This window comes from Phenylobacterium sp. (genome assembly GCF_030697925.1).
Taxonomy (GTDB): Bacteria; Pseudomonadota; Alphaproteobacteria; order Caulobacterales; family Caulobacteraceae; genus Phenylobacterium.
Genome location: NZ_JAUYOJ010000075.1, coordinates 1 through 2,756 on the forward strand (window position 1 = coordinate 1; position 2,756 = coordinate 2,756).

Annotated in this window: 2 protein-coding genes and 1 pseudogene; all 3 read left to right on the forward strand. The window is 70.5% G+C overall.

Features of this window, described 5'->3' with window-relative positions:
- The first annotated feature begins 73 nt into the window (after window positions 1-73).
- Window positions 74-1,186, forward strand: a complete 1,113-nt coding sequence (locus Q8Q88_RS07125; RefSeq protein WP_305674506.1) for a toprim domain-containing protein — start codon at window positions 74-76, stop codon at window positions 1,184-1,186.
- 260 nt (window positions 1,187-1,446) lie between these two features.
- Window positions 1,447-2,382, forward strand: coding sequence for a DUF2493 domain-containing protein (locus Q8Q88_RS07130; protein ID WP_371129827.1), 936 nt, complete (start codon window positions 1,447-1,449; stop codon window positions 2,380-2,382).
- Between the two features lie 124 nt (window positions 2,383-2,506).
- Window positions 2,507-2,756: pseudogene (locus Q8Q88_RS07135) on the forward strand (hypothetical protein); the annotation flags it as partial.

Consider the following 2,756-nt stretch of genomic DNA (forward strand, 5'->3'; position numbering starts at 1 on the left):
TAGGTCGAGGCCCTAGTCGACCTGGAAGGGACCCGTCCTCGCGGCGGGTCCCTTCTTCTTTGGGAGCCATGCCATGCGCACGGTCGCGTCCGACCTGGCGCACCGCCTCGCCGATCACGCCGAGGCCGTGTGCCGCCACTACCTCTCCGAGGGCCGGCGCGAAGGCCGCTACTGGCTCGTCGGTGATGCTCGAAACAAGCCGGGACGCAGTCTCTACGTCCGTCTGCGGGGCTCCGACGAGGGGCGAGGCGCCGCAGGCAAATGGACCGACGCGGCCACGGGCGAGCACGGCGACCTGCTTGACCTCATCGCCCTGAACCAGGGTCTCCACCGTTTGCGCGACACCTTGGACGAGGCCCGCCGGTTCCTGGCGCTGCCAAGACCAGAACCCGCTGCCGCGCCGCCCCGCCGCTTGGCCAGGGCGGCAACTGGCTCGTCACAGGCCGCGCAGCGCCTGTTCGCCATGTCGAAGCCGCTCTCGGGTACGATCGCGGAGGCCTATCTGCGCAGCCGGGGTATCGCGGATCTTCGGACCCGCGCGGCGCTGCGGTTCCATCCGCGTTGCTTCTATCGGCCCGGGAGGGACGACGCGCCCGACGCCAGACCGGCGTGGCCCGCGATGATCGCCGCCGTCACCGACCTCGCCGGCCGGCAGACTGGCGCGCATCGCACCTGGTTGGACGACGCCGGCGGCGCCAAGGCTCCGGTCGCCTCGCCCCGCCGGGCGATGGGCCGCCTCCTTGGGCACGGCGTCAGATTTGGCGCCGCACGAGACGTCATGGCGGCCGGCGAAGGCATAGAGTCCGTGCTGTCGCTCGGTGGCGTCATGCCGGACCTGCCCCTTGTCGCCGCCCTCTCGTCGGCGCACCTCGCCGCGCTTGTCCTCCCGCAGACCCTTCGGCGCCTCTACATCGCCCATGACGACGACCTGGCCGGCCATGCGGCGGCGGCGGCTCTCGCCGAGCGCGCCCTGAACGCCGGGATCGAGGCGGTGATCCTTTCGCCGAGTCTGGGTGACTTCAATGACGACCTGCGCCATCTCGGCGCTGGCCACTTGGCTGCGGCGTTGCGAACCCAACTGGTCCCCGAGGACGTTCGCCGATTTCTGAATAGGGCGCCCATGAGCGGGGACCTCGGCGTCGAGGTCGGTTCGGCGTCGCTTGCGGACGCGTCACGGCGCCCATGATCGCAGGCCGTCGGAGAGCCGCCGCGTCCACGGCCTTCTAGAGGGCGATCGGTCGGCAAGCGGTCCGGACCCGCAACGGCGGGATCCGGCTATTTTCCGCCGCCGAGCAGGCTCGGCTTTGCATCGCGAGCCAAAATAGCCGCCCCCCGCCGCCCTCCGCTTCGCTGCGGCCGCGCCGGTGCGGATCCGGTTCGCTCGCCTCCAGAGGATCGCCACGAAGGCCGCGATGGGCGCGGCCGATCCGACAGAGGCCCGACATCATGATGACCGCCCCCTTCTTCGACGACGAACCCGAGCACGCCGCATCTTCCACCGGCCAGCTACTCGACGACCTCGCCCTCTACGGCTACCGGCCCCTCGACGACGCGCCGGACCCGCGGCCGTCGCCCGAGGCCGATGCGATTGCGGGCGCAGTAGCCGACATCTTCGACGCCCTGGTCTCGCCCCTCGCCGAGACCTGCCTCGAACCCGACCTGGCCGAGCTGCTCTGGTCGACGGTCAACCTCTTCCACCGCGCCGCCGACCGGGTGCAGCGACGGCTCGACGACAATGAGGACGCCCAGAGGCGCAGCCAGCGCGAACAGGACGGCTCCGAGGTCCGATCGGTCGAACTGGAACGGCTGTTGGCGGAAGGTCTGGTCCTCCTCGAACGCCGCGACAGCCTGGAGTTCTACCGCGACCAGGCGGCCGATCAGTTCCAGATCCACACGGGTTCGCCCTGGTCCACGCGCACGAGCTCGAGGGTCAACCATCGCGCCCTGACCGCCGCCATGATCGACAGCCGCGACTACCTCGCCGCCAAGCGCCGCGCCGACACCATGGTGCTCCTGCCGGCCGGTCCGAAGATCGCCTTCACGGGCGGGGCGGCCTACAACGATCACGCCCGCATCTGGGACGCGCTCGACAAGGTCCACGCCAAGCACCCCGAGATGGTGCTGCTGCATGGCGGTACGCCCACCGGCGCCGAACGCATCGCCGCCTGCTGGGCCGAGGCCCGCAAGGTCACCCACATCGCCTTCAAGCCCGACTGGACGCATCACGCCAAGGCCGCCCCGTTCAAACGCAACGACAAGATGCTTGAGGTCTTGCCGATCGGGGTCCTGGCCTTCCCCGGCACCGGCATCAACGCCAACCTGGCCGACAAGGCCAAGATGATGGGCATCCCCGTCTGGCGGTTCGGCGAGGGCGGCGCGTGAGCGCCGCCAGCCCGCTCATCCCCGCCCGCGATTCCAGGAGGGACGACGATCGGCTATAGTTCGCACGCGCCGTGGTGGTGGTGGTGGACGCGCCCGTTCGACCCTTGTCACAGAGACCATCACCATGATCGCCATCGGCCTCATCCTCATGATCGTCGGCCTGGCGGCCGTCTGCTGGCTGCTGTTCAGCCTGGCGGTCTACGCCCTGCCGCTCTTCGCCGGCGTATCGGCTGGCCTCTACGCCCACGGCGCGGGCGCCGGCCTATTCGGCGCGATCCTTGTCGGCACTCTTACGGGCGCCGCCACGCTGGTCGCTGGACAGGTCGTGTTCGCGACGGTGCGGGCGCCGCTGGCGCGGGTGGCCGTCGCCCTGA

Coding starts and splice junctions, on each gene's coding strand:
- Q8Q88_RS07125 (WP_305674506.1), top strand. CDS start 74: ATGCGCACGGTCGCGTCCGACCTGGCGCACCGCCTCGCCGATCACGCC.
- Q8Q88_RS07130 (WP_371129827.1), top strand. CDS start 1,447: ATGATGACCGCCCCCTTCTTCGACGACGAACCCGAGCACGCCGCATCT.